Here is a 21,180-nt window from a genome sequence, read left to right on the forward strand (position 1 = left end):
CCCCGGCCTATCCCCGGCCGGTCCGCGGCTCTTCCCCGGCCAACCGTCCCGGCCCGATCGCGTTCCGGTCGAGCCTGAGCAGGAGCGTCACCGGGAGGAGACCGATCATCACGATGAGCACGGCGGCGACGGCGCCGTCCTCGTACGTGCCGCGCGCCGCCTCGCCGTAGAGATGCGTGCTCAACGTCTCGACGTTGAGGGGACGCAGGAGCAGCGTCACCGGCAGCTCCTTGGCGATGTCGACGAAGGCGAGGAGGCCGCCGCTCAGCACCGCGGGCCAGGCCAGCGGCAGCTGCACGGTGACCAGCGTGGCGAGCCGACCCCGCCCGAGCACCCGCGCGGCGTCGGGGATGGTGCGCGGGATCCGCGCGAAGCCGGCCTCGCTGGCGCCCACCGTGACGGTCAGGAAGCGCAGGGCGTAGGCGATGACGAGGGCGGCGCCGGTCCCGAGCCCCACCCGTGCGGTCGTCAGGCCGGCCTCGAACAACCCGGCCTCGACCAGCGCCAGAGGACCCAGGAGCCCGACCGCCAGCACGGTCCCGGGCATGGCGTAGCCGATCCCGGCCGCGCCGATGAGCAGGCGCCCGGCCCGGGCGCTCAGCAGGGAGGGAACGGCCGCCACCGCCAGGCCCGCCAGCACCGTCACCGCCGTGGCGAGGCCCGCGTAGTAGACCGTGTTGAGGGCCTGGGCGGCGAGCGCGTCGGGCAAGCCGCTCGCGTCGATCCGGCGCCACGCCTCGAGGCCGAGAGAGCCCGCCGGCACCAGGAATCCGATCGCGACGGGGGCCGTGCCCAGGGCCAGGGCCGCCCCGGCCCGCCAGCCGTCCAGCCGGCGGCGCGCGCCGGCCGTGTGGCGGCGGGCGCCCCCGGCATAGCCGCGGCCGGCCCGCGCGAGCCGTTCGAGGCCGACGACCGCGACCACCGCGGCCAGCATCACCAGCGCGATCTGCGCGGCGCCGGGCAGGTCCGAGCGGTTCACCCAGGTGGCGTAGACCTGCACCGTCAGCGTGCGCACCCCCAGGAACTCGGCCGCGCCGACATCGTTGAGCGCCTCCATCAGGGCGAGGCCGGTGCCGAGGGCGATCGCCGGCCGCGCGAGCGGGAGGGCGATCCGCAGGAAGCTGCGCCACGGCCCGGCCCCGAGCGTGCGCGCGGCTTCCAGCAGCGAGCCGGCCTGCATCAGGAACAGCGCGCGGGTCGGCAGATAGACGTAAGGGTAGAGCACGAAGCCGAGCAGCAGGCTGCAGCCCGGCAGCGAGCGCAGGTCCGGCAGGGCGAGATCGCGCGGGCTCGACAGGCCGAGCAGGCCCCGCAGCCCGACCTGGAACGGCCCGAGCGGGTGCAGCAGGTCGAGATAGGCGTAGGCGACCACGTAGGTCGGCATCGCCAGCGGCAGCAGCAGGGCGGCCTCGAGGAGGCGCCGACCGGGGAAGTCGAACGCCGCGACCAGCCACGCCGTCGCGGTCCCGAGCCCGATCACCAGCAGGCCGACGCCCGCGAGCAGCAGGGCGGTGTCGCGGATCGCCTGCGGCAGCACGTAGGCGGCGAGGTGCGGCCACAGCTCGCCGCCGCCCTCGGACGCCGTGAAGCCCAGGGAGATCACGGGCGCGAGCAGCAGCGCCGCCAGGGCGACCGCCCCCGCCCAGCCCAGAGAGCGGGTCACCGACATCCGGCCCGGCTCGAACTCAGTTGTCGAAGCCGACCTTGTCGACGAGCAGGCTCGCCGCCTTGCGGTTGCGGGCGATCTCGACGAGCGGCGTCGGATCGACGCTCAGCGGACCGAGTTCCGCGAGCAGCGGCTCGATCGGGGCGCCGGCCTTCACCGGATACTCGTAGTCGACCTTGGCGTAGAGCGCCTGCGCGGCGTCGGAGACGAGGTACTCGAGGAGCTTGACCGCCTGGTCGCGGTTCGGCGCGTTCTTGGCGACGACCGCCCCCGACACGTTCACGTGCGTGCCCCCGCCCTCGAAGGTCGGCAGCACGACCTTGATGGCCGCGCCCCATTTCTGCTGGTCCGCCCCGCCGCGACCCGAGCGCATCAGTCCGACATAGTAGGAATTGCCGAGGCCCACCTCGCAGAGGTCGGCCGCGATGTCGCGGGCCACGTCCCGGTCGCCGCCCGTCGCCTTGCGGGCGAGGTTGTCCTTCACGCCCCGCAGCCACGCCTCCGTCTTCTCCGCGCCGTGGCGGACGAGGAAGGCGGCGATCAGGGCGGTGTTGTAGGGATGCTGGCCCGAGCGCAGGCACACCTTGCCCTTCCAGCGCGGGTCGGCGAGCGATTCGTAGGTCGCGGCCGCGAGATCGTTCAGGCCCGTGTCGGCGTAGAGCACGCGCGCGCGCATCGAGAGGGCGAACCAGCGCCCGTCGGCGCCGCGCAGGGGCGCCGGCACGGCCGCTTCGAGCACGGGCGAGCGCACCGGCTGGGTCAGGTCGCGGTCGACGAGTTCGATCAGGTTGCCGATATCGACCGTCATGAGGACGTCGGCGGACGAGCGCGCGCCCTCCGCGGCGACCCGCTCGGCCAGCCCCTTCTCCACGAAGACCGTGTTCACGGTGACGCCGCTCTGCGCCGTGTAGGCGTCGAGCAGCGGCCGGATCAGGCCCGGCTCGCGGGTGGTGTAGAGGTTGACCTCGGCCGCGTAGGCCGGTCCGCCGAAGCAGAGAGACAGGCACAGGCTCGCCCAGGCTCCGGTTCTGCAGACGTCCAACATGATAAACCCCGTTCGTCGAGCGACGAGCCGGTGCTATACAGTAAGAATGCGCTCTGCAAGGCGGATTTATTTAGATGTATTCTAATTACAATCTGACAACACTTGGACTCCGTCCGGCAGCGGGAAGACGTGGGCGCGCCCGGGCAGCAGCTCGATGCCGACCTGCTCGCCCGGGACGGCCTCCGGCGGGAGGTCGAGGCGCAGCGGCGCGCCGAGGCCCGCGACCGCGATGTCCAGGCGCAGGCGCGGCCCCGCGAAGGCCCGGCCCAGGATCCTGGCCGGCACCCCGGCACCCGCCGGCCCGAGGCGGATCGCCTCCGGGCGCAGGCAGACCTTGACCGCGCCCTCCGGCACGGCGTCGGGCCGGGGCAGCGTGCCGAGGGGTGTCGCGACGTGGCCGTCGACGGCGCGGCCCGGAATCTCGATGATCTCGCCGAGCGCCCGGGCGGCGAACGGCGTCGCCGGCGCGGCGTACAGCGCCTCGGCGCTGCCGCTCTGGACGATCCGACCCCGGTGCATCAGGACGATGCGGTCCGCGCAGGCGACCGCCTCGGCCGCGTCGTGCGTGACGAGGATCGCGCCGATGCCGTCCCGCCGCAGGACCGCCAGGGTGTCGGCGCGGACACGCTCGCGGGTGCCGGCATCGAGGTTCGAGAACGGCTCGTCGAGGAGCAGCACCCGCGGACGCGGGGCCAGGGCCCTGGCGAGCGCCACCCGCTGCGCCTCTCCGCCCGACAGCGTGCCCGGATAGCTGTCGGCGCGGTGTGCCAGCCCGACCTGATCGAGGCGCTCGCGGGCGATGTCCCGCGCGTCCGCGCCGCGGAGATGGGCGAGGCCGAAGCGGACATTGGCCAGCACGGTGAGGTGGGGAAACAGCGCGTAGTCCTGGAACATCAGGCCCACGCCGCGGCTCGCGGGCGGCGCGTTGCGGCCGCGCCCGGCGACGCGGCGATCGCCGAAGGCGATCTCGCCCGCGTCCGGCGCGTCCAGGCCGGCGATGAGCCGCAGCAGCGTGCTCTTCCCGCAGCCGGAGGCGCCGAGCACCGCCAGGATCTCGCCCGGACCGAGCGTCAGCGACACGTTGTCCAGCGCCAGCGTCCGGCCGTAGCGTCGGCTCACGCCCGACACCGCGAGTTGCCCCGCGGCGGGACCTGAACCGGCGCCGGGCGACGCGTCGGTCGGAGAAGTCTTGCGGCGTCGAAACACGGGCAGGAGATCCGGCGGGCGACGGGCCCTCGATCGAGAACGGGTGGAGTCACCGTTCTCATCCGGCCCTCCGGCACGGCGCGGCCCGCCGGGCGGTGCGGCTCCAGGGTGTCGTTGGTTGGGCCGCCCCGGTACCTGACGTCCGGCTGTCTCGGCCCCGGTCTCCGGCGCCGCGGGTCCGGCGCGCGTAAGAAGGCTTGCCGGTGGGTCGTGCCCGGAAGTCCTGCCCGCGAGACTTGCCGTGGGGCGTATCCTCCCGGCTGCGCGACCACACCGTATCGGTCGGCTCAGCACGCGACACGGCGGACGGTGCACGGCGCAATCGGTCATCGGCGCGCCGGGAGCCGCTCTTGCTGAAGGACAGCGTTGTCCGGTCGATCGCGGCTCGGTGCTGACAGGTCAGGCGCGCGGAGATCCCGCGTTCTGCATTCATCAAATCAATCGAATTTGAAAGGTCATGGCAGCACTATTGAATTGGTTCGATGCCATACTCCTCGCGTGCGGTGGGGGACATCATGCGCGCGTGGCTGGTGGCAGGTGTGGCGTTCTCTACACTTGTGGGTAGCATCGACACCGTCGAGGCGCGCGGGCGCGGGCGTCTGTTCTTCGGGCGGTCGTCGACGGCGCAGCGACCCGCGTTGCCTCCGTCTGTCGCCGCGACCGACACGGCCCCGAGCGGCCGTGCCGGCTACCGTCCCACCATCGCGATCGCGCCGGCCCCCATCGCTGCGGCCGTTCCTGCGGCGGCCGCGGCAGCGGTGGCGAACACGCCGGCCGAAGCGCGCGAGCCGGAGCTTCGGCCACAGCCCACCCTCCTCCGCCCGCCGCCCGAAACGCCGCGTGTCCAAGCGGTGCGCGCCGTCGCCCCGAGTTGCGAGACCGGGAGGCGCGTCGGCGGCGTCGACAGGGCGGAAGCCGGCTTCTGCCTGATCAACTAGGTGTTTGATCCCGCCGGTCGATCCCTCAGCGGACAGGCTCCCGGTCTGGCCGGGGATTACTGCGCGCGTCCCGGCCCGTCTCTCAAGCCGAGCCGCAGAGCCCGCGCGAACAGGTCGCTGAGCGTGATCCAGTCAGCACCGTCGATCCGCCAGCGCGCGCAGTCGTCATCCGGCTCGACCGTGTACCCGCGGCACCGAAGCACGGCGACCGCGTCGAGCACCGGGTCATCCCCTTCGCCCAGGTGGGCATCCTCTCGGTCATGGGCGTGGGTCAAGGCTGACGCTCATCACATCCGCGAGTTGAAAGAGGAGGTCGCCCACGACACCGATCGGCAGCAGGACGCAGAACTCACTGTCGTCGGGCGACCGCAATCGGATCGCCAGTGTGCCGCCGCCGTCGATGACCTCGACCGAGCGCACCGCCGCAGCGCCCAGCACGTAGGGGACCGCGCTGTCCGAGACCGTCATCCTCGGAGGCCGATCACGCGATTTCCATCTCGAGCGCGACGTCGGCCAGATAGGCCGCGATGCGCGCGCTCGCCCGGGTGTCCGACGCTTCGATGATGAGGCCGGCGCCGCCGGGCAGGACGTCATAGCGCCGGAGAACGGATTCGGCCTTGATCGCCGCCTCGCGCTCCGAGGTCGCGCGCAGGACGCGCCGATCGCCCTCGATGCGGATCAGGATGCGGAAGGGAGCGCGCTTCATGCTGGGACCGCCTCGGCCATCTGACCCGCGCCGTCGCGGCTCGATGGGTCAGTTACGGCGAGGCTGGCAAAACCGTTCCGCGACGGAGCGGGGGGAGAGTGAGGGGGACGTCGACCGCTTCGTGGAAGCCCGAGTGACGTTCAGGACGCCCGAGATCGGTCGGTATCTCGAACGGCATCCGTTTCACGCAGCCCTGACATTGGTCAGAAGCCGAACAGGGACGCGGTATGGGCGCAGGCGACTAACCTCTGAGGCACGTGCTCATGAACGCCTTGCGCTCGGCGCCCTTGAGGCTCTTGGCCGAGGCATCCGCATTGCAGCTCTTCATCTTCATCTGCTGCGGCGTCAGCTCCTTGGCCGGCGCGGCGCTCTTTCCCGCGAGGCAATCTGCCATGAAGCTCTTGCGGGCGGCGCCCGACAGCCGTTGCGTCCCAGCATCCACGTTGCAGGATTTCATCCGATCCCGCTGCGCGGTCTGAGCCGCCGAGGGTGCGGGGGCCTGCGCTCGGACGGACACCGTGCAGGCGAAGACGAGGGCCGAGGCGAGAGCGAGCGTACGCACGGTGGAGGACCTCCGGTGATGCGGAGAACCCTAGCGACCTGCGGTTGTACGAGCCAGCGTCAGTGCCGCGTCTGTCCCATCAATTCGCGGCGATGTCTCGCCACCGCCGTCGTCGAATGGTCACGAGGCTATGCCTTCGTTCGCCGAGCCCGATGTCTCCAGAGGTCCTGGTGCGCTCTGTCATCTGCGCCCTCGCTGGCATCACGCTCGTTCTCGTCGCACCGGTCGGCCGTGCCTTGGCCGAACCGGCCATGGATCCGCTGGCGACGGCCGCGCGGGTCGCCGCGGAGGGCCTCGCCATCGGTTCACCCTCCGGCGCAGGCGGCGATCCGCAGACCTCGGTCGCTCAGCCCGTGTTCTCGGCCGGTCGCGCGGCGGAGGTCACGACCTCGTTCCAGCCCCTCCTCGGGGCCGCCGGCGATCCCGGCGGGTACCGCGCCTTCCTGGAGAGCCGCGGGATCACCTTCGGCCTGATCAGTGTGGCCGAGACCTACCGCAACCTGCGCGGCGGCCTGCGGCGGGGCTCCACGGGCCTGACGCTGCTCGATCTCGACGTCGATGTCGATCTCGACACGCTCGCCGGGTGGAAGGGGGCGACGGCCCACGCCACCGTCTACCAGATCCAGGGCAGCGGAGCCTCCCGCAGCCGCGTCGGCAACCTCATGACGATCAGCGAGATCGAGGCCCTGCCGGCTTCGCGGCTCTCGGAGCTGTGGCTGGAGCAGAGCCTGTTCGACGACAGGCTGTCCGTCCGTATCGGCCAGCTCTCCGCCGACACCGAGTACATGGTGAGCCAGACCAGCATCCTGTTCACCAACGGTACCTTCGGCTGGCCGGAGATCTTCGCAGCGAACATGGTGGACGGAGGGCCGGCCTATCCGCTCTCGGCGCCGACCGTCCGCCTGAAGTACGTCCCGACGCCCGATCTCTCGTTCCAGGCGAGCGTGATCGACGGCACACCCGGCGGCGGCCGTCCCCGCTCGGGCGTAGACCCGCAGCGCCGCAATCCGAACGGTATCCGCTTCCCCGTCTCCGACCCCCCGCTCGTCATCGCCGAGGTCGCCTACGCCTACAACACCCGTCCGAGTTCCGAAGGCCGGCCGGGCACCGTCACGCTGGGCGGCTGGCACCGCTTCGGCCGCGTCGATGCCCTCACGCCGGATCCGGTGAGTGGCCTCGATCGGAGGATTTCGGGCAATTCGGGCCTCTACGGGCTCATCGACCAGACGATCTACCAGGAGCCGGACGATCCCAACGACGGCGCCAGCGTCTTCCTGCGTGCGTCCGTCTCGCCGGGGGACCGCAATCTCGTGGACCTCTACATCGACGGCGGCATCGCCTATCGCGGCCTGATCCCCGGACGGTCGGACGACACGCTGGGCCTCGCCGTCGGCATCACCCGCATCTCCCCGGCGGCACGCCGGCTCGATGCGATCGCCGCGCTCCAGAGCACGACACCCGCACCGCGCCGGAGCGCCGAGATCTTGCTCGAGGCGACCTATCAGGCCGTGCTCGCGCCCGGCATCGCCCTGCAGCCGACCGTGCAGTACATCGCCCATCCGGGTGGCGGGATCGCCAATCCGCGCGATCCTGACGGCAAGCGGGTGCGCGGCGCCGCTGTGTTCGGCCTGCGTGCCATCACCCGCTACTGAGGTGAACGCGGCCCGCTTGCGTGCCCCCGCGCGCGCCGAGCGCGTTGCGGTCTCGGGAGGAGCGCGGCGGTTCGGCGCGAGCTCACGTCCGCGGGTGCGGGACGTCGCGCGCGGGAAGCCGCCTGTGTGGCCGCGGCATCGGAACGCCCCGTCGGCTGACGGGTTTGTGAGCCGGCAGAAGGGGTCAGGTGAAGGTAGCGGTATGGCATCGATCCGGGAGATCGCGGACACGCTGAGGAGGATCGCCGCGCCGGGCATGAAGCCGAAGGCGATCCGTTCCGCCATCCGTGAGCGGCATCCGGAGGCGAGCAAGAAGGAGATCGTCCGCGCCGCGTTCCACGCCGTGACAGAAGCGCCGACCGCTACCGAGGGCGCGACCGCGGAGCTTCACGACTTCGCGCTGGCTGAGCGCATCGCCGAGGACAACGCGGACGTGGTCTTGAAAGCGAGCAAGCGCAAGAGGAAGAAGCGCTCGTCGGACGCATCGGACCGATCGCCGGCGCACTGAGCAGGGCGCGCATCGTCCGGTCTCTGCACGCTGGAGATCCGCTTCCGGGACACGTGCCGATACGCTCTGACGGCAGGGTCGGGTCGGTGGGAGGCCGTCCGCCTTTGCAGCGGTCGCGCTCCACAGCGGCCAGTCCGCTCTCGGCCAGACTCCGTCACGCCGGATCGCCAGAGTCCGCAGGACCGGACATTCGGCTTGGCGCCCATCCCAGTCACTAGATGGCCCTCTTGTGCGTCTCCGAAGCAGACATCGATCAAGCCGGCGGCCACGACATCTCCCGGGGGGGTCGCCCCGACCAGGTCCCGAGCCCGTCCAGGGCCTTGGTGGCCTCCTGCACCTGCCCAGCCTCGTCGGCGAGGCCGCCGTCCCCCTGCTTCCAAGCGCCGTCCATGGCGAAACGCACGGACAGCGCCATCATCGCACCGGCGATGACAACCGCCGTCAGTGCCTTGAAGGTCGAAGTAGCCCACCACCTTCGCCGCGTCCGTCACCTTGGGCCAAGCCTCATTGGTGGCCAAGTCGAGGTAGCCGTACCGGACGAGCCGGCTGGAACGGTTCAGCCACGTTCCCCGTCTCTCGTCCGTGGCCGGCTCCAGCCCGGCCGGTGGGAGGCAATTGATGTTTCGCAAACCGTTACTGGCCGCGCTCGGGGTAATGACGCTGGCAGGCGGCGTCTTCGCGGTTTCCTCGCCCGCGCTGGCCGATCCGCCATGGGCCCGGGGCGAGCGCGGCTTCCGCCACGGCGGCCCCCCGCCCTGGGCCCCCGCCCACGGCTATCGCAGGCATCGCGAGTTCGGCGGCTACGGCCGCAGGGACGTGCGCGTCTACGAGGGGCGCCGCTACGGCGGCTATGGCGGCTACGGTTACAACCGCTACTAAGCGGCATTCGGCGCAGGGTCGGGGCCGGCGATGACCGAAGCGCTTTCGGGCCGTCGCCGGCCCCGCTCGGCTTGACGGTCCGCCGCACCTACACCCCTCGCCGTCGGACCGCAGCGGCACTTCGTCGGCTTCGGCACCGACGCCATCCCGCCTGCCTGCCACGTGAACACCACAACCGGTTGCACCCGATCCGCCGGAGGAACGGTCCTCCGGGCATCGCCGTTCCTGGGCGACGGTCATGTCGGAACATGACCGGAACGGCCCCCGCGCGAAAGATGACGCCTATCGCGGCAAAGGTGAGCGAACGCCGAAGCGTTCCCGCCTGACGATGACGGCATGCTTAACGACACTTGAATTCAAATATTAACTGATGTTCATTCAAGCAGCATGCTCACTTGTTGCCGATTTTGCTGGAACGGTTTGCTCAATTTGCCCGTTTCAGCGCCGTACGATCAGGAAATCGGAGTTTCTACATGCTGAAGCAAGTGCGCGTCGTCGCCCTCACGACCACCTTCGTCATCGGGGGCGCGGCCATGGCGCTCGCCCAGTCCTCCTCGACCGTCGGCACCGGCGGCTCCTCGGCGGGCGGCGGCACCAGCTCCTCGACCGTGGGCACCGGCGGCTCCTCGTCGGGTTCCGGCACCAGTTCGGGCTCGTCATCGACGCTCGGCACCGGCGGCTCTTCCGCTGGCGGCGGCACCAGCTCGTCGACAGTCGGCACCGGCGGCTCCTCGGCCGGCTCCGGCAGCGGCTCGGGCTCGTCCTCCACGATGGGCACCGGCGGCTCCTCGGCCGGCAAGGGCACGAGTTCCTCGTCCATGGGCACGGGCGGTTCCTCGTCCGGGATGTCGGACGGCGCGGGCAAGTCGGGCAGCGCCCCGGGCCACGACAAGAGCGGCCCCGGCAACTCCGAGAACGCCCCGGGGCACAACAAGCGCTGAGCCCCCGGCGGGTGAAAGCATCGGGCGCGGTCCGGAAGGATCGCGCCCTCCTTGTTTTACGGGAGACCGGAACATGCCTCGCCTGACCTCGCCGCTCCTCGGCGGCGCCCTCCTCCTCGCAGGCTCCGTCGCGGGCTACGCCCAGACCAGCACGGTCACGACAGGCCCGAACGGCGTCTCCGGGAGCACGACCGTCACCACGGGCCCGAACGGCAAGCCGTGCAAGGTCGTGCATTCCGACGATGCGAAGAACACCGGAACGATGACGAGCTCCGTCACGGCGGGCCCGAACGGCGTCAGTTCCTCGACCACCGGCGGCCCCTCGGTGACGACGAGGTCCGGAAACGGATCGAGCAGCAGCTCGGCCTCCAGTTCGAGCTCGGGCGGCACCACCATGACGACCACCGGAGACGGCGATTGCGTCGTCACCGTACCGAAGGGGAAGTGAGGATCACATGACGACCAGGTACATCGTTCCGCTCGCGGCCCTCGCGCTCCTCGCCGCCCCTGCGGTCGCGTCGGCCCAATCCAGCGCCACCGGAGGCACGGCCGGGTCGGCCGCGGCCGGTGGCACGTCGGCCTCGACCGTCGGCACCGGGGGCACCTCGACAGGCGCAAACGGTTCCACGGGCTCGTCCCTCGCCACCGGCGGTAGCGCGGCGGGCGGTAAGACCATGGACCGCTCGCACGTCAACGAGACGGGGAACGGCGGCCTGAACGGGCAGTCGAAGGCGATGGCCCACGACGGCGGGACCTTCTCGAAGTCCCACACGAAGACGAAGGTCCGTGACGGCGAGATGGAATCCCGCACCAAGGCCATGGCGCACGAGCCCGGCTCGAAGCCGGTGAAGTCGACCACGACGACCGGCCAGTGACGGCGCCGCCCCGGCGGAACGATCCGCCAGGGCGCAGGCTGGCGGCAGGAGCGTGACGCCGGCTGATCCCACGACACTTCAAACGGCCGGCGCCTCGATGACGGGCGCATGGTCCGTGCTGCCGTTCCGTCTTCCCGAGGCAGATCGACCCCGTCCGGACGATCCGCGACCCGCTCTGGACAAGCGTGGCGAATTCGTTCGCCGGGCCCGTGCCGCATTGGGCCGAAGCCCGCGGAACGAAGTTGTCCCAGTAGTGTGCCGCACGAGGCCGGCGCAGCGACGAGGAGCTCACGCCGCATGCCCGCCGACGACACCCCGCTGCGCCAGCCAGCCCAGGTCCCTCCGCCGCTCGTCCCGGGTCTGCGCGGCCTCCTGACCCTCGCGGTCGGCGTCGTCCTCGTCGCGGCGCTCTACTTCGGTCGCGAGGTGTTCATCCCCCTCGTGCTGGCCGTGCTCCTCAGCTTCGTCCTCGGGCCGGTCGTCAACCTTCTGCGGAAGGCCAGGCTCGGGCGGGTGCCCTCCGTCATCGTCGCGGTTCTGCTGGCGCTCGGCGTCCTCGGGGGGATCGGCGCCGTCATCGGAACCCAGGTCGCCGGGCTCGCCGGCAACCTGCCCCAGTACCAAGCCACCGTGCAGAAGAAGGTGGCGGGGCTGCAGCAAGGTTGGCTTGGCGAGGCGAACAAGCTCCTCCAGAAGTTCAACCACCAAGTCCAGGACGTCACGCAGAAGGCCGACGCCGCCGGCACCACCGCCGCGACCGGACCAGCGGGCGAGACGCCGAAGGCTCAGCTCGTGCGGGTCGAGCAGCCCGAACCTTCCCCCCTGGCGCTGGCCGAGAAGGTGCTCGGCCCCGTGGTCTCGCCGCTGACCGACGTGGGCATCGTCCTCGTCGTGGTCGTGTTCCTGCTCCTGCAGCGGGAGGACCTGCGCAACCGCATGATCCGCCTGTTCGGATCGAGCGACCTGCACCGCACCACCGTGGCCATGGACGACGCTGCCGGTCGGCTCGGCACCTACTTCCTGGCACAGCTCGGCATGAACGCGGCGTTCGGGGTGATCGTCGGGGTCGGCCTCTGGTTCATCGGCGTGCCCAACCCGCTCCTTTGGGGCGTGTTCTCGGCCATCATGCGCTTCATCCCCTACATCGGCGCCATCGCCTCCGGCATTCTGCCCGTGGCCCTGGCGGCCGCGGTCGATCCGGGCTGGTCGATGGTGATCGCGACGGCGGCGCTGTTCCTGGTCGCCGAACCGCTCTTCGGGCAGGTGATCGAGCCGCTGCTCTACGGCCATTCCACCGGGCTTTCGCCCTTCGCGGTGATCGTATCGACGCTGTTCTGGGGCTTCCTGTGGGGGCCCATCGGCCTGATCCTGGCCACCCCCTTCACCGTCTGCCTCGTCGTGCTCGGCCGCCATGTCGACAGCCTGGAGTTCTTCGACGTCCTGCTGGGCGACCGGCCGCCGCTGACCCCGGTGGAGAACTTCTACCAGCGCATGCTGGCCGGCGACCCGGACGAGGTGCGGGAGGTGGCCGAAGCCATGCTGAAGGACCGCTCCCTGTCGTCCTACTACGACGAGGTGGCGCTCAAGGGCCTGCAACTCGCCGCCAACGATTTTGCGCGCGGCGTCGTCACCCCGGCGCAACTCGACAACATCCGCGCCTCGGCCCGCTCGCTGGTGGAGGACTTCGAAGACCATCCCGACGCCGAACCCCCGGGCGACGACAGGAAGGTCAACCCGAGCGAGACGCCGACCCTGGCCGAGCGGACCCATACCAGGACCGAGGCTGTGCCCGGCCAGGCGCCATCCCGCGACGCCTTGCCGGAGGCGTGGCGCGGCGAGGCGCCCGTCCTGTGCGTGGCGGGCCGCGGCCCGCTCGACGAGGCGTCCTCGGCGATGCTGGCCCAGTTGCTGGGCAAGCACGGGCTCGGCGCGCGCGTGACGCCCTACCGGACGGTTTCGCGCGAGGGCATCCGCGACCTCGACATGGCCGGCGTCGCGATGATCTGCATCTCCTACCTCGACATCACCGGGAACCCGGCGCACCTGCGCTACCTCCTAGAGCGGATGAGGCGGAAGGCGCCTGGCGTCCCGATGCTCGTCGGCCTCTGGCCGGTGGGCGAGCGGGTGCTCACCGACGCCGCCCTCGGTCGGGAGGTCGGGGCCGACGTCTACGTGTCCTCGCTCCGCGACGCCGTCGAGGCATGCCTGAAGGAGGCCACCGGTACGGGCCACGATCCGGCCGTCGCGTCCGGAAGACCGGCCTTGGCCGTGATCCGATAAGGGCCATTCCCGAAACGGTCGCCCGGAGCCGGGGGGCCGCCCTCAGGCCCGATGGAGGCGGCAAGGTTTATGGGTGAGGCGAACCCACGACGAACAAGCACGCGCAGGCCGCGAGCATGCCGAGCCCGCAAACGCCCATGGTCATTCGCCAACCCACCACGATAAGCAACGCCACGGGGTCAAAGGCGGCTGCGGGTGCCCGGTTGTCGTTGGCCGCTACGCTCGGGCGCGGTCGACCCACCCACCTGGCGAGGGGAGGGATGATCCTCTCGACGCCGCTTCGGCTGCTTCTGACCGCGCACATCCGGGATGCGCCCCTCATGCCTGGGCGGGGAAGGCGGACAGGTCCGTCTCCGCCATGACGTTCGAGAGGTAGGCCGCGATGCGTCGGCTGGCCCGGGTGTCCGCGGCATCGATGACGAAGCCGATGCCGCCCGGACGGTCGCAGTGCCACCGGACGACGGTCTCCGCAGCCAACGCGGCTTCCCGTTCCGTGGGTGCAATGAGACGCCGCACCAGTCCGGGCGCGCGCAGGGTGATCAGGAAGGCGTCGCGCTTCACGGCATGCCTCTCCGGATTTGGGCCCCGACAAATCGTTGGGTCGCCCGATCAATACGGTCAAGCCTGGGAAAGCGTTCCAAACTGATACGCATGCACGCGCGCATTTATTTGCGGAGGCAAACATAGGTCCGGAGTCTTTATCCGCCTGGCGGCGAGCATCGTTGCATGCCGGATCGAACATTGATGGGCGCAAGCCGGCCCCGTTGCGGGAGCGGGCCCGAGGGAATGCGGACGCGCTTCGCGTTGGCGGCGCACCGGCCCCAGGATGCAGACGTCTGGCCCGGGTCGCTCGGCCACCTCAAGGTTCAAGCTTGTCAACCGAAGGCCTAGGCGCATTCGGCGGATCGAAGTCCGGCCGGCCGACACGCATCGTTGTCGTCGAAATGACGTTCCCCACGCGGTGTAGGCACTCGTGGGCGGGGGCGGCTCGCCTTCGCGGACAGCCGGGGCATGGGACCGATCCTCGTGCTGGCCGGACGGGTGCAGCGCGAAGCCCTTCCTAGGTCGGTCAGGGAGGCACCCCTCACGCTCGGCAACGACGAGGACGTGACAAGCATCGACTATGCAAAGTACCCGGTCGATTGCCTGGACGTCCTCGTCCCGGGACAACCCTCGCTACATGGCCGGCCGGGACCGCGGCGTTACATCCGCTCCTTGATGCCGGCGCTCACGAGCCTCCAGTTGACAGGGTAGCTGGTTAGGAATCCCGTCACCATCGCGAGCTGCATGGCGAACCAGAACTCGATCGTGTCGACTGGGGCCGCCCACCCCGCGAGGACCGAGTAGAGCCGGAATTGCACGAGGGCCATGAGGCCGTACATGCCGACCTGCCACGAGATCAGCGACAGAGTGTCGGCCTTGATGGCCGCGATCAGCCCCTTGCCGGGCGAGAGCCCCCGCATCGGCACGATGGCGTAATACTGGAACACGACGCCCAGGACGTAAGCGAAGACGAAGTCCAGCGCCCGGACCGCGTACATCTTCTTCTCGAACAGCGAGTGCCAGCCGAACCAGACCGCCACCGCCGGCACGAGGAAGGCCAGCCACTCGGCGGCGACGTCGCCGAGCATGCAGCCGCTGCGGCAGTGGAGCGCCCCCGTTCCGACCGTCACCGGAAACGGCGTCCGCGTCATGTTCGGCGGCTTCTCGTTCGGCTCTATGGCGTGGTGGTATGCCTCCACCGTGGCGAGCCGCCCGTAGCGGTAGTACGCCCAGACCACGGCAAGCGTGCCGAACAGGGCGCAGACCGGCCAGACGAAATTCATCACCGCCCTGTGTTGCGGGTGACGGATCACCTGCACCGACAGCAGGAAAGAGCGGGCGGCCCCGAGCATGAGGGACGCGATTGAGAGGGCATTGAGCCAGCCCGGGGCGGCGAAGGCGGCATTCAATGGTGCACCGCCAGCATCCAGAGGGCCATGGCGACCATCATAATGTTCTCGGTCAGCGAGACGAAGCCGAGCGGCACCTTGCTCGACCCGCCGACGCAGGCGCACTCGATGTCCCTCTTGTCGACGTAGACGGCCTTGAACACCGAGACCGCGCCGACCGTGCCGATGAACAGGGCGACGGGGATCGAGATCCAGTTCAGGGCGCCGGCCACCATCAGGACGCCGGCGATGCCCTCCAGGAACGGGTAAGCGTAGGCGTAACGCACCCAGCGCCGGCCGAGCAGGTCGTAGCCCAGGAACATCGACGAGAAGCTCTCCACGTCCTGGAGCTTCAGGAGCGCCAGCACGCACATGCTGAAGGCGATGAACCACTCGGCCGCGCGCATCGTGAACGGCGTGCCGTAGACGGCGTGGCTCGCCGCCAGCGCCATCAGCGCCGTCATCGAGAACACCGCGATGACGGGTGTGTAGGTCGTGGCGTTCGGGTCGTTGGCGGCCTTGCCAAAGCGGCGCTGGAGGTCGTCGAAGCCACCGACGCGCTCGCCGTTGATGAAGGTCTGCGGCGTTGACTTGACTTGGTGCTCGGCCTTGAAGCGGTCGGTTTCGGCACGGTCGGTCAGGAGGTGGTCCTCGACCGCGAAGCCCTGGCGTTCGAGGAGGTCCTTGGCCTTCAGGCCGTAAGGGCAGGTGTGCTCGGGGGTGACCATCCGGTACAGGACGGCCTTGCGGGCTGGCGACGCCATGGGTTGCTCCTTCGTTAGTGTCGGGGGTGGCGGCGCTACTCGGCGGCCGCCCGATGGTGGGTCGGCTCCTCGACGGCCTCCACCTGGGCTTGGTTGCCCGGCGGCAGCGTCCAACCCTTCACGAGTGCGTAGACGGCGGGGATCACGACGAGGGTTAGCGCGGTTGAGGAGACCATGCCGCCGATCATCGGCACGGCGATGCGCTGCATGACCTCGGAGCCCGAGCCGGTGCTCCAGAGGATCGGGACGAGACCCGCCATGATGGCGACCACCGTCATCATCTTGGGCCGCACCCGCTCGACCGCGCCGACCATGATGGCTCGGCGCAGGTCCGCCCGCGTCGGGGGCCGGCCTTCCCGCGCGCACCCGGCGCGGACCTCGTCCCAGGCGTGGTCGAGGTAGACCAGCATGATGACGCCGGTCTCGGCGGCGACACCGGCCAGCGCGATGAAGCCCACCGCCACCGCGACCGACATGTTGAAGCTCATCCACCACAGCAGCCACACCCCGCCGACCAGGGCGAAGGGCAGCGACAGCATCACGATCAGCGTCTCGGTCAGGCGCCGGAAGTTCAGGTAGAGGAGTAGGAAGACGACGAGCAGCGTCAGGGGCACCACGATCCTGAGGCGCGCCTCGGCCCGTTCGAGGTACTCGTACTGCCCGCTCCACTGTAGGGTCGTGCCCTGAGGCAGCTTGACCTCGTCGGCCACGGCATTTCGCGCCTCGGCCACATAGCCGCCGAGGTCGCGCCCGGCGATGTCGACGAAGATGTAGACCGCGAGCTGTCCGTTCTCCGTGCGGATTGAGGTCGGTCCCCGCGTGAGCTCGACCTTGGCCACCTCGCGCAGCGGAACCGTGCCCCCGGCCGGCAGGGGCACCTGAACCTCGTCGGCGATGGCGCGCGGGTCCGAGCGGAAGGCGCGCGGGTAGCGGACGTTCACGGTGTAGCGTTCGCGCCCCTCGACCGTGTTCGTCACCGCCTGGCCTCCGAGAGCCGTGGCGATGACGTCCTGCACGTCCCCGACCATGAGGCCGTAGCGCCCCAGCGCCTCGCGATCCGGCGTGATGTCGAGGAAGTAACCCCCGATGACACGCTCGGCGTAGGCGCTCGACGTGCCCGGCACTTTGCGCAGCACGGCCTCGACCTGCCGGGCGACGCCCTCCATCTGCTTCAGGTCGGTCCCGAGGACCTTGATGCCGACCGGCGTACGGATGCCGGTCGAGAGCATGTCGATGCGGGCACGGATCGGCTGCGTCCAGGCGTTCGACACGCCCGGGAACTGCAGCGCCTTATCCATATCGGCCTTGAGGCTGGCGAGCGTCATGCCGGGGCGCCACTCCGCCTTCGGCTTCAGCGTGATGACGGTCTCGAACATCTCCATCGGCGCCGGGTCGGTCGCGGTATTGGCGCGGCCGGCTTTGCCGTAGACCGAGGCGATCTCCGGGAAGCTCTTGATGATCCGGTCCTGAGTCGCCAGGAGCTCGCCGGCCTTGGTCACCGAGATGCCGGGCAGCGTCGTCGGCATGTAGAGCAGGCTGCCCTCGTCGAGGTCGGGCATGAATTCGGAGCCGAGTTGCCGGGCCGGCCAAGCGGTCGCCGCCAGCACGCCCACGGCGAGCAGGATGGTCAGCACCCTAGCCCGCAGCACGCCGGCGATGAGCGGCCGGTACAGCCAGATGAGCAGGCGGTTGAGCGGGTTGCGGTGCTCGGGAATGATGCGCCCGCGCACGAACAGCACCATGAGGGCGGGCACCAGCGTCACCGACAGCAAGGCCGCCGCCGCCATGGCGAAGGTCTTGGTGTAGGCCAGCGGTCCGAACAGCCGACCCTCCTGGCTCTCCAGGGTGAAGATCGGCAGGAAGCTCACCGTGATCACTAGGAGCGAGAAGAACAGCGAGGGGCCGACCTCGCTCGCTGCCTCGACCAGGATCTCGACGCGCGGCTTGCCGGGCGGCGCCCGCTCCAGGTGCTTGTGGGCGTTCTCGATCATCACGATGGCGGCGTCGATCATGGCGCCGACCGCGATGGCGATGCCGCCCAGGCTCATGATGTTGGCGCCGATTCCGAGCGCCTTCATGCCGGCGAGCGCCATCAGGATGCCGACCGGCAGCATCAGGATGGCCACCAGCGCGCTGCGCACGTGCAGGAGGAACACCACGCAGACGAGGGAGACGACCGTGCTTTCCTCGACCAGCGTGTGCCGCAGGGTGTCGATGGCCGCGTCGATCAGTTGCGAGCGGTCGTAGACCGGCAGGATCTCCGTGCCCGCCGGCAGGCTCTTGGCCACCTCCGCGAGCTTCGCCTTGACGCCGTCGATGACGCTGAGGGCGTTGGCGCCGAAGCGCTGCAGGACGATGCCGCCCGCCACCTCGCCCTCGCCGTTCATCTCCGTGATGCCGCGCCGCTCGTCCGGCCCGAGCTCCACGCGGGCGACGTCCCGCACCCGCAGGGGCGTGCCGCCGGAGGTCTTCAACACGATGTTCTCGATGTCGGAGACGCCCTTCAGGTAGCCCCGCCCCCGCACCATGAACTCGAACTCCGAGAGCTCGACGGTGCGCCCGCCGACGTCGGCGTTGCTCGCGCGGATCGCGTCCCGGAGCTTGTTGAGCGAGATGCCCTGGGCCCGCAGCCGGTTCGGGTCGACGACCACGTTGTACTGCTTCACGAAGCCGCCGACGCCGGCGACCTCGGCCACCCCCTCGGCCCGCGAGGCCCCGAAGCGGATCACCCAATCCTGGATCGAGCGCAGTTCGGCCAGGGTCCGCTCCCTCGCCACCACGACGTACTGGTAGACCCAGCCCACGCCGGTGGCGTCGGGACCGAGGGTCGGCGTCACGCCGGTGGGCAGGCGGCTCGCCGCCGCGTTGAGGTACTCCAGCACCCGCGAGCGGCCCCAGTAGGGGTCGGTGCCGTCCTCGAAGATGACGTAGACGAAGGACACGCCGAAGAACGAGAACCCGCGGACGACCTTCGCCTTCGGCACGTTCAGCATGGCGGTGGTCAGCGGATAGGTGACCTGGTCCTCCACGACCTGGGGCGCCTGCCCTGGGTACTCGGTGTAGACGATGGCCTGCACGTCCGAGAGATCGGGGATGGCGTCGAGCGGCAGCGTCCTGAGCGCCAGCACGCCGGCCGCGACGGCGAACACCGTCCCTATGAGAACGAGGACGAGGTTCCGGGCCGACCAGCCGATGAGGCGCGCGATCACGGCGTGCCTCCCGCGCTCAAGGCCTGCCGGTCGTCCTTCGGGGCCGCCAGGGACTGCAGCGCCGCCTTCAGGTTGCTCTCGGCGTCGATCAGGAAGTTCGCCGCCGTCACCACCCGGTCGCCGACCGCGACGCCGTCGCGGATCTCGGTGTAGCCCTCGCCGCGGACGCCGACCTTGACCGCCCGCGGCTCGAAACGACCCTCGCCGCGGTCGAGCAGGACGACCTGGCGCTCGCCGGTATCGATGACGGCGTCGTCCGGCACGGCCACCACCGGCTTGGCGTCGCCGGTCGCGATCTCGACGTCGGCGTACATGTCGGGCAGCAGCGCGCCGTCCGGGTTCGGCAGCTCGATCCGCACCCGCGTCGCCCGGGTGTTGGGGTTCACCTGCGGGTAGATCACCGAGACCTTGCCGGCGAACGCCCGGCCCGGGGACGAGCGGAGGCGCACGGTGACGGGCTGCCCCACGTGCACCGAGGCGAGGTCGCGCTCGGGCACGTCGGCCAGGACCCACATCGTCGAGATGTCGCCGATCCGGAAAAGGGTGTCGCCGGCGGCCGCCTTCATGCCCTCGATGGCTGTCCTCTGCAGGACGAGGCCGTCCCGGGGCGAGGACCACGTGATGGCCATCGGCACCTTCCGGGTGCGCTCCATCTCGTCGATGACGGCCTCGGAGACGTTCAGGTTCTGGAGCCGGCGGCGCGCCCCGTCAAAGCCCGGGTTGGCGATGAGCTGGGCCGCTGCCGCGTTGATCTCGGGCGAGTAGACGTGGACCAGCGCCTGGCCCTTCCGGACGCGGTCGCCGGTGGTGACGTTCTCGACGTGGTCGACGTAGGCGTCGGACCGGGTCGCGATGACGGTCACCCGCCGCTCGTCGAGGGCGACCGTGCCGGGAACGCGCACCGGTTGCGTCACGACCCGCCGGTCGACGGTCTCGGTGCGCACGCCGGTGCGCTGGACCTTGCCGGGCGAGACGGTCACGACGTTCCCGCCCTCGTCCTCACCGGAGTACACGGGGATGTAGTCCATCCCCATCGAGTCCTTCTTCGGCACTGGCGAGGTGTCGGGAAGGCCCATGGGGTTGCGGTAGTAGAGGACGCGCCGGTCGCCGCCGGTGGGCTTGGCGGCCTCGCCCTGCGCCATGCCGTGCTTGGACATGTCATGGCCGGCCATGTCGGCCGACATGGCCTCGCCCTCGTCGGGGTCGTCGAAGCGGACGTCCTCGCTCGCCCGCACCGCACGGAACTCGCGCCCGTCCTCGGTGACCATCAGGGACGCCGAGTAGACCGGCTTCCCGTCGGGGTCCTGGTAGTAGACCACCGGACCGGTCGCCTTCGCCGGGGCGGGCGAGGCCGTCCGACCCGTGCCGGCGCGGAGCCAGTGGGCAAACTGCGCGGGTGTGCGCTCGACCAGCGCGGGGACGAGTTCGGAACGGACCCGTTCCACGAGGGCCGGCACGGCGGGGGTCCCGTACCCGGCGACGTAGCCGACGCCCCCCGCCGCGAGCGCGGCGAGGGTTCCGGCGAGCCATGCCGACCGGCTCACTTGACGGCCTGGAAGACGAGCCGATCCTCGACCGTGCCGTTCTCGCCCTGGACCTTGGCCCCGAGGGAAAGACGCCAGCCGCCGGCCATTGAGAGCTTGGCCTTGAAGCGGTAGATGCCCGGATCGGTCGAGGGCAGCTGCTCCAGCTTGGTGACCATCTCCTCCATGCTGTCGGGGGCCATGTCGAGGCGCTTGGCGAAGATCACGGCGTCCGGCACCGCCTTGCCCGTGCGCCTGTCCACGAGGCGCACGGCGACGACGGCCTCGCCGACCTTCGCCTCCTGCTGCACGAGCTGGAACTGGTAGTCCTTTATGTCCGCCCGGGCGGGCACGGTCAGCGCCGATGCCGACAGGACGGCGCCAAACAGCGCGGCCGGCACGGCGCGCGCGAAGGGGTTCTTGGTCACGGGTGATGTCTCCTGAACGCGATGGAAGGCGGCGCGCGGGCGCGCGTCACCGTGCCGGCGCAGGCGC

General features: G+C 70.4%; 23 protein-coding genes. 7 read left to right on the top strand and 16 right to left on the bottom strand.

The annotated features are described in order from the left end of the window. Positions 1-7 precede the first annotated feature (7 nt). The 3 genes from ACX9MN_RS33650 to ACX9MN_RS33660 form a co-directional block, all read right to left on the bottom strand. Positions 8-1,669 (bottom strand): ABC transporter permease, encoded by a 1,662-nt coding sequence (locus ACX9MN_RS33650; protein ID WP_091682162.1) that lies wholly within the window; start codon positions 1,667-1,669, stop codon positions 8-10. A gap of 16 nt (positions 1,670-1,685) precedes the next feature. After that, a complete protein-coding gene (locus ACX9MN_RS33655; RefSeq protein ID WP_020095934.1) occupies positions 1,686-2,711 on the bottom strand; it encodes an extracellular solute-binding protein in 1,026 nt (341 codons plus the stop codon). Between the two features lie 81 nt (positions 2,712-2,792). Next, on the bottom strand, positions 2,793-3,839 hold the full coding sequence (locus ACX9MN_RS33660; RefSeq protein ID WP_091927598.1) for an ABC transporter ATP-binding protein: 1,047 nt from the start codon (positions 3,837-3,839) through the stop codon (positions 2,793-2,795). A gap of 593 nt (positions 3,840-4,432) precedes the next feature. Here ACX9MN_RS33660 and ACX9MN_RS33665 point away from each other — a divergent pair. Next, on the top strand, positions 4,433-4,855 hold the full coding sequence (locus ACX9MN_RS33665) for a hypothetical protein (RefSeq protein WP_139257096.1): 423 nt from the start codon (positions 4,433-4,435) through the stop codon (positions 4,853-4,855). Positions 4,856-4,911: 56 nt separating this feature from the next. Here the strand turns inward: ACX9MN_RS33665 and ACX9MN_RS33670 are convergent, their stop codons facing one another. From ACX9MN_RS33670 to ACX9MN_RS33685, 4 genes are all read right to left on the bottom strand, one after another. After that, the gene (locus tag ACX9MN_RS33670; RefSeq protein WP_020095937.1) at positions 4,912-5,130 is read right to left on the bottom strand and encodes a hypothetical protein; all 219 of its coding nucleotides are present in this window, start codon (positions 5,128-5,130) and stop codon (positions 4,912-4,914) included. Next, positions 5,114-5,323, bottom strand: a complete 210-nt coding sequence (locus ACX9MN_RS33675) for a hypothetical protein (protein WP_020095938.1) — start codon at positions 5,321-5,323, stop codon at positions 5,114-5,116. The genes ACX9MN_RS33670 and ACX9MN_RS33675 overlap by 17 nt, the downstream gene beginning before the upstream one ends. A 13-nt stretch (positions 5,324-5,336) precedes the next feature. Continuing rightward, entirely contained in the window at positions 5,337-5,561 is a 225-nt protein-coding gene (locus ACX9MN_RS33680; RefSeq protein ID WP_091927596.1) for a hypothetical protein, read from the bottom strand. Between the two features lie 241 nt (positions 5,562-5,802). Further along, a complete protein-coding gene (locus ACX9MN_RS33685; protein ID WP_026605361.1) occupies positions 5,803-6,123 on the bottom strand; it encodes a PsiF family protein in 321 nt (106 codons plus the stop codon). Positions 6,124-6,293: 170 nt separating this feature from the next. On the opposite strand from ACX9MN_RS33685, the gene ACX9MN_RS33690 reads away from it, so the two are divergent. Both ACX9MN_RS33690 and ACX9MN_RS33695 read left to right on the top strand, forming a co-directional pair. Further along, positions 6,294-7,775 (top strand): carbohydrate porin, encoded by a 1,482-nt coding sequence (locus tag ACX9MN_RS33690; protein WP_489726565.1) that lies wholly within the window; start codon positions 6,294-6,296, stop codon positions 7,773-7,775. A 202-nt stretch (positions 7,776-7,977) separates the two neighbouring features. Next, entirely contained in the window at positions 7,978-8,283 is a 306-nt protein-coding gene (locus tag ACX9MN_RS33695) for a hypothetical protein (RefSeq protein WP_489726566.1), read from the top strand. Between the two features lie 253 nt (positions 8,284-8,536). Here ACX9MN_RS33695 and ACX9MN_RS33700 read toward each other — a convergent pair whose 3' ends face one another. After that, complete coding sequence (locus ACX9MN_RS33700; protein ID WP_489726567.1) at positions 8,537-8,698, bottom strand: hypothetical protein; 162 nt, start codon at positions 8,696-8,698, stop codon at positions 8,537-8,539. 203 nt (positions 8,699-8,901) lie between these two features. On the opposite strand from ACX9MN_RS33700, the gene ACX9MN_RS33705 reads away from it, so the two are divergent. Next, complete coding sequence (locus ACX9MN_RS33705; protein ID WP_489726568.1) at positions 8,902-9,162, top strand: hypothetical protein; 261 nt, start codon at positions 8,902-8,904, stop codon at positions 9,160-9,162. A 469-nt stretch (positions 9,163-9,631) separates the two neighbouring features. On the opposite strand, the gene ACX9MN_RS33710 is transcribed toward ACX9MN_RS33705, so the two are convergent. Then, a complete protein-coding gene (locus ACX9MN_RS33710) occupies positions 9,632-9,982 on the bottom strand; it encodes a hypothetical protein (protein ID WP_489726569.1) in 351 nt (116 codons plus the stop codon). Between ACX9MN_RS33710 and ACX9MN_RS33715 the strand changes: the two genes are divergently transcribed. Beyond that, positions 9,981-10,103, top strand: coding sequence for a hypothetical protein (locus ACX9MN_RS33715; RefSeq protein WP_489726570.1), 123 nt, complete (start codon positions 9,981-9,983; stop codon positions 10,101-10,103). The genes ACX9MN_RS33710 and ACX9MN_RS33715 overlap by 2 nt on opposite strands. Positions 10,104-10,238: 135 nt before the next feature. Here ACX9MN_RS33715 and ACX9MN_RS33720 read toward each other — a convergent pair whose 3' ends face one another. Continuing rightward, positions 10,239-10,499: a hypothetical protein gene (locus tag ACX9MN_RS33720; protein WP_489726571.1), complete on the bottom strand. Its 261-nt coding sequence runs from the start codon at positions 10,497-10,499 to the stop codon at positions 10,239-10,241. A gap of 59 nt (positions 10,500-10,558) precedes the next feature. Here ACX9MN_RS33720 and ACX9MN_RS33725 point away from each other — a divergent pair, with 59 nt between their 5' ends. Continuing rightward, positions 10,559-10,978 carry a hypothetical protein gene (locus tag ACX9MN_RS33725; RefSeq protein ID WP_489726572.1) on the top strand — a complete coding sequence of 140 codons (420 nt, stop codon included), beginning with the start codon at positions 10,559-10,561 and terminating at the stop codon, positions 10,976-10,978. 297 nt (positions 10,979-11,275) lie between these two features. Beyond that, positions 11,276-13,258, top strand: coding sequence for an AI-2E family transporter (locus tag ACX9MN_RS33730; RefSeq protein WP_489726573.1), 1,983 nt, complete (start codon positions 11,276-11,278; stop codon positions 13,256-13,258). Positions 13,259-13,576: 318 nt separating this feature from the next. On the opposite strand, the gene ACX9MN_RS33735 is transcribed toward ACX9MN_RS33730, so the two are convergent. From ACX9MN_RS33735 to ACX9MN_RS33760, 6 genes are all read right to left on the bottom strand, one after another. Then, positions 13,577-13,819, bottom strand: a complete 243-nt coding sequence (locus ACX9MN_RS33735) for a hypothetical protein (protein WP_489726574.1) — start codon at positions 13,817-13,819, stop codon at positions 13,577-13,579. Between the two features lie 641 nt (positions 13,820-14,460). Beyond that, positions 14,461-15,210: a DUF4396 domain-containing protein gene (locus ACX9MN_RS33740; protein ID WP_489726575.1), complete on the bottom strand. Its 750-nt coding sequence runs from the start codon at positions 15,208-15,210 to the stop codon at positions 14,461-14,463. Then, positions 15,207-15,953, bottom strand: a complete 747-nt coding sequence (locus ACX9MN_RS33745) for a MauE/DoxX family redox-associated membrane protein (protein ID WP_489726576.1) — start codon at positions 15,951-15,953, stop codon at positions 15,207-15,209. The genes ACX9MN_RS33740 and ACX9MN_RS33745 overlap by 4 nt, the downstream gene beginning before the upstream one ends. A gap of 35 nt (positions 15,954-15,988) precedes the next feature. Further along, entirely contained in the window at positions 15,989-19,162 is a 3,174-nt protein-coding gene (locus ACX9MN_RS33750) for an efflux RND transporter permease subunit (RefSeq protein ID WP_489726577.1), read from the bottom strand. Further along, entirely contained in the window at positions 19,159-20,706 is a 1,548-nt protein-coding gene (locus tag ACX9MN_RS33755) for an efflux RND transporter periplasmic adaptor subunit (RefSeq protein ID WP_489726578.1), read from the bottom strand. Before ACX9MN_RS33755 ends, ACX9MN_RS33750 begins: the two co-directional genes overlap by 4 nt. Beyond that, complete coding sequence (locus ACX9MN_RS33760) at positions 20,703-21,113, bottom strand: FixH family protein (protein ID WP_489726579.1); 411 nt, start codon at positions 21,111-21,113, stop codon at positions 20,703-20,705. Before ACX9MN_RS33760 ends, ACX9MN_RS33755 begins: the two co-directional genes overlap by 4 nt. Between the last annotated feature and the right edge of the window lie 67 nt (positions 21,114-21,180).

The sequence above is a fragment of the Methylobacterium sp. 1A genome (assembly GCF_058072805.1).

Excerpts from the sequence above, each read along its gene's own strand:
- ACX9MN_RS33650 (WP_091682162.1), bottom strand. The coding sequence starts at position 1,669 with ATGTCGGTGACCCGCTCTCTGGGCTGGGCGGGGGCGGTCGCCCTGGCG.
- ACX9MN_RS33655 (WP_020095934.1), bottom strand. The coding sequence starts at position 2,711 with ATGTTGGACGTCTGCAGAACCGGAGCCTGGGCGAGCCTGTGCCTGTCT.
- ACX9MN_RS33665 (WP_139257096.1), top strand. The coding sequence starts at position 4,433 with ATGCGCGCGTGGCTGGTGGCAGGTGTGGCGTTCTCTACACTTGTGGGT.
- ACX9MN_RS33675 (WP_020095938.1), bottom strand. The coding sequence starts at position 5,323 with ATGACGGTCTCGGACAGCGCGGTCCCCTACGTGCTGGGCGCTGCGGCG.
- ACX9MN_RS33680 (WP_091927596.1), bottom strand. The coding sequence starts at position 5,561 with ATGAAGCGCGCTCCCTTCCGCATCCTGATCCGCATCGAGGGCGATCGG.
- ACX9MN_RS33695 (WP_489726566.1), top strand. The coding sequence starts at position 7,978 with ATGGCATCGATCCGGGAGATCGCGGACACGCTGAGGAGGATCGCCGCG.
- ACX9MN_RS33700 (WP_489726567.1), bottom strand. The coding sequence starts at position 8,698 with ATGGCGCTGTCCGTGCGTTTCGCCATGGACGGCGCTTGGAAGCAGGGG.
- ACX9MN_RS33705 (WP_489726568.1), top strand. The coding sequence starts at position 8,902 with ATGTTTCGCAAACCGTTACTGGCCGCGCTCGGGGTAATGACGCTGGCA.
- ACX9MN_RS33715 (WP_489726570.1), top strand. The coding sequence starts at position 9,981 with ATGGGCACGGGCGGTTCCTCGTCCGGGATGTCGGACGGCGCGGGCAAG.
- ACX9MN_RS33710 (WP_489726569.1), bottom strand. The coding sequence starts at position 9,982 with ATGGACGAGGAACTCGTGCCCTTGCCGGCCGAGGAGCCGCCGGTGCCC.
- ACX9MN_RS33720 (WP_489726571.1), bottom strand. The coding sequence starts at position 10,499 with ATGGTGGTGCCGCCCGAGCTCGAACTGGAGGCCGAGCTGCTGCTCGAT.
- ACX9MN_RS33725 (WP_489726572.1), top strand. The coding sequence starts at position 10,559 with ATGACGACCAGGTACATCGTTCCGCTCGCGGCCCTCGCGCTCCTCGCC.
- ACX9MN_RS33730 (WP_489726573.1), top strand. The coding sequence starts at position 11,276 with ATGCCCGCCGACGACACCCCGCTGCGCCAGCCAGCCCAGGTCCCTCCG.
- ACX9MN_RS33745 (WP_489726576.1), bottom strand. The coding sequence starts at position 15,953 with ATGGCGTCGCCAGCCCGCAAGGCCGTCCTGTACCGGATGGTCACCCCC.